This window comes from Gordonia sp. 852002-51296_SCH5728562-b (assembly GCF_001665475.1).
GTDB classification, from domain to species: Bacteria; Actinomycetota; Actinomycetes; order Mycobacteriales; family Mycobacteriaceae; genus Gordonia; species Gordonia sputi.
The window spans coordinates 1-1,512 of sequence record NZ_LZMI01000118.1 but is presented as its reverse complement, the minus strand read 5'-3'; the positions used below and the strand labels follow the sequence as shown (position 1 = coordinate 1,512).

The 1,512-nt window shown below is 65.2% G+C and carries 1 protein-coding gene; it reads right to left on the bottom strand.

Annotation, left to right across the window (positions count from 1 at the left end; translation table 11 throughout):
• Positions 1-27: 27 nt before the first annotated feature.
• The gene (locus A5766_RS20060; RefSeq protein WP_005202509.1) at positions 28-1,377 is read right to left on the bottom strand and encodes a Mu transposase domain-containing protein; all 1,350 of its coding nucleotides are present in this window, start codon (positions 1,375-1,377) and stop codon (positions 28-30) included.
• Positions 1,378-1,512: the final 135 nt, after the last annotated feature.

Sequence of the window (1,512 nt, the reverse complement as noted above, 5' to 3'; positions counted from 1 at the left end):
TGTCGGTGTCGGTGTTGGTGTTGGTGGTCATGGGAGGTGGGTCCTGTTCTGTGCGGCGCGTTCGTACACGCTCATGTCGATGATCGATGCCTGCGGGCCGGTATCGTCGGTGTTGGTTGTGTTGTGGCGCAGTGTGTTTGCGGCGTCTCGGGCGGCCTGGCCGGGTGGGATACGTTCTTTGCGGCGATGCGGCCGACGGCTGCTGGAGGCGCCGGCTTTGGCCAGGGTCTCCAGCGCGACGACATGCCCGTGATCACGCACTTGGGCGCCCGACCCGGGCGTGGCGAGGCGGTGCCGCGCGATCACGATGCCCGAATCGGTGGCGATGTCGATGTGTCCGTCCCCGAGCCGCTCGCTCACGGTGACTTCACTCATCGCCACCTCCGGCGGCACCGAGTACTGGTTGCCGCGCCACGCCACCAGCGCCTGGCGCGATACCGTGCGCATCTCGGTGAGCGTGGCCGGATACGGAGCCGCTGGTGGGGCGCTGAGCGGTTCGCGAGCGGCCACCGTGATCACACTCGCCCGACCATCAGAGGTCGGGCGCATCCGTGCATCCGAGCGGGTGCGGCAGAAGGTGTCGCAGCTGGTTTGCGCTTGTTCGGGTGTCGTCTCGTCGGGAAGGGTGCGCCACCAGCGTTGTGCAGCAGTGTGATTGGACTTCTCCACCACACCCTTGCGATTGCCTCTGCGAGGTGGGCACACATCGACCGAGACCCCGTAATACTTGGCCACGCCAGCGAACTCGGCGGTCAACGCGCCGGTCGACGGGTGGCAAACCGTCGCCATCCGGTCAAATCGCCACGACTTGGTGACCCCGCCGAGTCGGCGGGTGATGCGGTCGATCCCGGCGATCACCTGCGGGCGAGTCATATCCGGCGCCAGGTAGCCCCGCCATTTGCCGGAATGCGCCAACGACCCGACAAGCAGGAATGCTGTTGAACCCCAACCCCATTCGTCCGGCGGGTTCGGTAACTCCACCCAATCCCATTGCGTCTCCTCACCCGGCGGATGCTCGATGACCGCGTTCGCCCGCTCCGTCACCAGGGCGCACGCCTCACATGTCGGACGCAGGCCACGTTGCCGGATCTGGCGGGTCAATGTCGGATAGGACTGGGTGTAGCCGAGGTCCTCGAGTTCGTCGCACAACGTCCGTGACCACAGATGTGGGTCCTCAACCAGACGCGCGGTGACGTAGGCCAGGAACGGCTCGAACGGATCCGCCGCCGACTTCTTACGCTCGCCCGGGCTGCGCTCACCGTTGAGGTAGGCGCGAATGGTTTTCCTGTCGTGCCCGGTGTGGCGGGCGATCGCCGAGATCGTCCACCCCCGTTTGTGTAGTGCATGTACTTCCACATCGTTCTCCCGTGTCAACATGAAAGCGGGCCTCCCGAGATAGTTGGTGAGTGGTCAGAGACCATCAGCATCACGGGAGGCCCGCCTACTCTGGCGGTGCCACACGGGTGGGGAATTCAGATGAGCATCACTGGGGAATTTCGATGAGCGCCGTCA

Excerpts from the sequence above, each read along its gene's own strand:
- A5766_RS20060 (WP_005202509.1), bottom strand. The coding sequence starts at position 1,377 with ATGTTGACACGGGAGAACGATGTGGAAGTACATGCACTACACAAACGG.